The sequence below is a fragment of the Frankia sp. CcWB3 genome, from assembly GCF_977927595.1.
The window spans coordinates 6,486-9,532 of record NZ_CDWRCK010000174.1 but is presented as its reverse complement, the minus strand read 5'-3'; the positions used below and the strand labels follow the sequence as shown (position 1 = coordinate 9,532).

Below are 3,047 nucleotides of genomic sequence, written 5' to 3'. Positions count from 1 at the left end.
GCTAGACGGGCAAGGGTAGGAATCTACCATCCTGCCTGACGACCTCATTGCATCAGGTACGTCCCCTGGGACGAGGAACGTCCGCGCGGAGGCCCTCGATGAGGGCCGCGACCCCGTCGAGGATGCGTTCCAGCCCGAAATCGAAAGACCGGGCGGGCGGCCCATCGCCGCATCGGCCATGAGCATGAGCAGTTCGTCCTTGACGGAGATGTAGCGGTAGAGCGACATCGTCGCCGCGCCTGGTTCCGCGGCAACCCGGCTCATGGACAGGCCGGAGATCCCCTCGGTGCGGGCGACCTCGATGCCGGCACCGCCCGGGTTGCCGGCCACGACGTACTCACCCAGCGTCGCGAGGTGCGGCGGCGCATCAGCCTGACCGGCCAGTACGCCGCACTCGACAAGGCGCGGACCGGGGAGGAGAACCTGTGCCTGCTCGACGAGCTCGCCATCATCGCGGCCTCGCTCCTGCTGGCCGGTGTCCTGTTCAGCCGCCGCACGCAGTGACGTCCGGGCCACAGGCAAAGCCTGATCCGGATCAGCCGTTGCGGCATGCCGCACGCGGTGGGACGTCGGAACCGGAAAATAACGCCATCACTTCCTGCATCAAGCCGAAAAACGCGCTGCCCGCCGAATGCGGGCCAACACCATCCTGCCGTACGGCGCGCGGACAAAGTACTCACCTCACCCCTGACGATCGCGTACACCTCTAGGCTCCGAACCCGTGCACCGGGAGACTTCCGCACCACGGATCCGATATCCGGATCATCACCTCGTCACGGCCGCGGACGATCGCGCGCCCGTCGGCCAGGTTCGCCGGCAGGCTCCTTTTCCCACGCCCAGAAGGGGATCATCCGAGTGACCACGACTGTCAAGACCACGAACGTGTTCGATTTCGCGCCCAACGACAGAACACTGCTCGACGCGGAGATCGCCGCTCTTGAGAATCTCGAGAGCGGCGACTTCAGGAATCTCCCGCCGGCGACCGTGGCAAAGTTCGAGGAACTGCGGGGAGCGGGGGCCTTCACCGCGACCAGGATCCCCGGAGCCGATGCCGGCGTCCAGCTCGACGCCGGCGTGCTGGTCCCCCTCAGGCCGGGGCCGAACCCGGTCGTCATCATGCCGGCTCCGCTGGCGTCGACGGGGTGGAAATCGTATCCGGGGATGCTGTTGAACTTCGCACTCAAGGGATATCTGGCGGTCGCGTACAGCGAGCGTGGGCTCGCCGACTCCACGGGGAAGATCGACGTCGCCGGTCCGCGAGACCGGGCGGACGGCTCGGCCGTGATCGACTGGGTACTGAACACCTATCCCGACCGCGCAGATCCGGATCGAATCGGGTTCGCGGGGTCGTCCTACGGCGCCGGCCAGAGCCTGATCATCGCGGCGCACGACGACCGGGTGAGGGCCGTGTGCGCGCAGAGCGCCTGGGCCGATCTGGGCTGGTCGCTGTACGAGAACGAGACACGACACCTGCTGGCGTTCGAGGAGCTCACCAAGCTGTTCGGCGAGGAGAACCTCTCCGCCGAAGTCAAGGAGATCTTCGACGACTTCCGGGCCAATCGGAATATCGAACGGTTGCTGGAGTTCAGCGCGGTCCGTTCACCGGTGACCTACCTGAACGAACTCAACGCCAGGAGGGTCCCTATCTTCCTCGGCACCTACTGGCACGAGACCATCTTCTCGGTGCCCGCGGTGGTGGAGTTCTTCAACGCACTGATCGGTCCCAAACGTCTCCTGGTACTGATCGGAGATCACGGCGGCGACGAGATCAAGGGATTTCTCGGCGGTATCAGTCGTCCGACAGCGACGACCTTCCGCTGGCTGGACCGCTTCGTTGCCGACGAGGAGAACGGCGTGGAGAACGACGGCGACGTGCACACCGAGTACATGCACAACCTGTTCACGGTCAAGAAACTCGCCAACTGGGACTCGTACACGCTGCCGCTGCGGCGCTACTACCTGAACGCACCGCTGCCGGGGACATCAGACGGCTCATTGACTCCTCAGCCCAACTCCGGGGGGAGCCACACCTTCCGGGCCGGCACGGACACCCCCGCCCTGATAGCCCCGGCCCTGGTCCAGACCGGCATCCTCGAAAGACTGGGGGCTCCGATCGTGTACGAGACCTCGGAGATCTCCCGCGAGGACGCCGCGGTGTGGTCGACCGAACCGCTCACCGCACCGAGTCAGATCATCGGGACCGTCTCGGCGCATCTCACGGTCACCCCGTCCGCGAAGAGCGCGACGCTCGTGGCGCACCTGTTCGACGTCGACCCGGGTACCGGTAAGGCAAAAATCATCACCAGCGCGCCCTTCACCCTGCTCAACGACCGTGAGGGAGAGACGCGGACGATCGACATCCACCTGCAGCCGGCCGACTACCGCATCACGCCGGGCCGCCAGATACAGCTGGTCGTGGACACCAAGGACAGATTCTTCGGCGACGCCACCGTCACCAACAACAAAATCGAGATCTCGTCCACCGACGGCTCCTCGTCCTACCTGGACATTCCGCTCGGCGAGATTCCGCTCGAGAACGACTAGCCGACCGGATCCCACGGCGCACGCCTACCCGGGCCGGAACCGTGGTCGCGGTTCCGGCCCGGGCTCGGCCCGGGTGCGGATCGGCAGGATCGCGCCGCAGCCCGATGTGCTGGTCCATCGTGCGTCGTCGAGCTCAACTATGATTGCATCGTCCTCGACGGTATTGCGGTCTGTGATGGTCGGAGGTTTACATGGCGCCTGCGCCACGGTTTCATCGGGTCGCCGCACTGCAGCGGCGTTTCGTGGACCGCGAACCGGTGCTGGCGGCTTTCGCCGAAGAGCTGACCCATATAGGTGACGGTCCACGGGTCTTCAACGCCACCGGCGTGGGCGGTATAGGTAAGTCACGACTACTGCGCGAGTTGAAGGACCGGACGGCAACCCGGTATCGAACGGCATCACTCGATCTGCAGGTGCACTCGTTGCGCCAGCAGGAAGAAGCACTGGCGGTGCTACGCAACGAACTGGGGTCGCAAGGGGTCCACTTCGATCGCTTCGACATA

2 protein-coding genes and 2 pseudogenes are annotated in these 3,047 nt (G+C 65.2%); 3 read left to right on the top strand and 1 reads right to left on the bottom strand.

The genetic code is table 11. The features are described 5' to 3' along the window. Nucleotides 1–330, bottom strand: a 330-nt coding sequence (locus tag ACY5KJ_RS13765) for a TetR/AcrR family transcriptional regulator (RefSeq protein ID WP_462203522.1), incomplete at its 3' end; no start/stop codon positions are given. Between ACY5KJ_RS13765 and ACY5KJ_RS13760 the strand changes: the two are divergent. The 3 genes and pseudogenes from ACY5KJ_RS13760 to ACY5KJ_RS13750 all read left to right on the top strand — a co-directional run. Beyond that, nucleotides 301–447: pseudogene (locus tag ACY5KJ_RS13760) on the top strand (ABC transporter); the annotation flags it as partial. The gene ACY5KJ_RS13765 and the pseudogene ACY5KJ_RS13760 overlap by 30 nt on opposite strands. 408 nt (nt 448–855) lie before the next feature. After that, nucleotides 856–2,544 carry a CocE/NonD family hydrolase gene (locus ACY5KJ_RS13755; protein WP_462187069.1) on the top strand — a complete coding sequence of 563 codons (1,689 nt, stop codon included), beginning with the start codon at nt 856–858 and terminating at the stop codon, nt 2,542–2,544. Nucleotides 2,545–2,735: 191 nt separating this feature from the next. Next, nucleotides 2,736–3,047, top strand: a pseudogene (locus ACY5KJ_RS13750) (aminoglycoside phosphotransferase family protein); the annotation flags it as partial.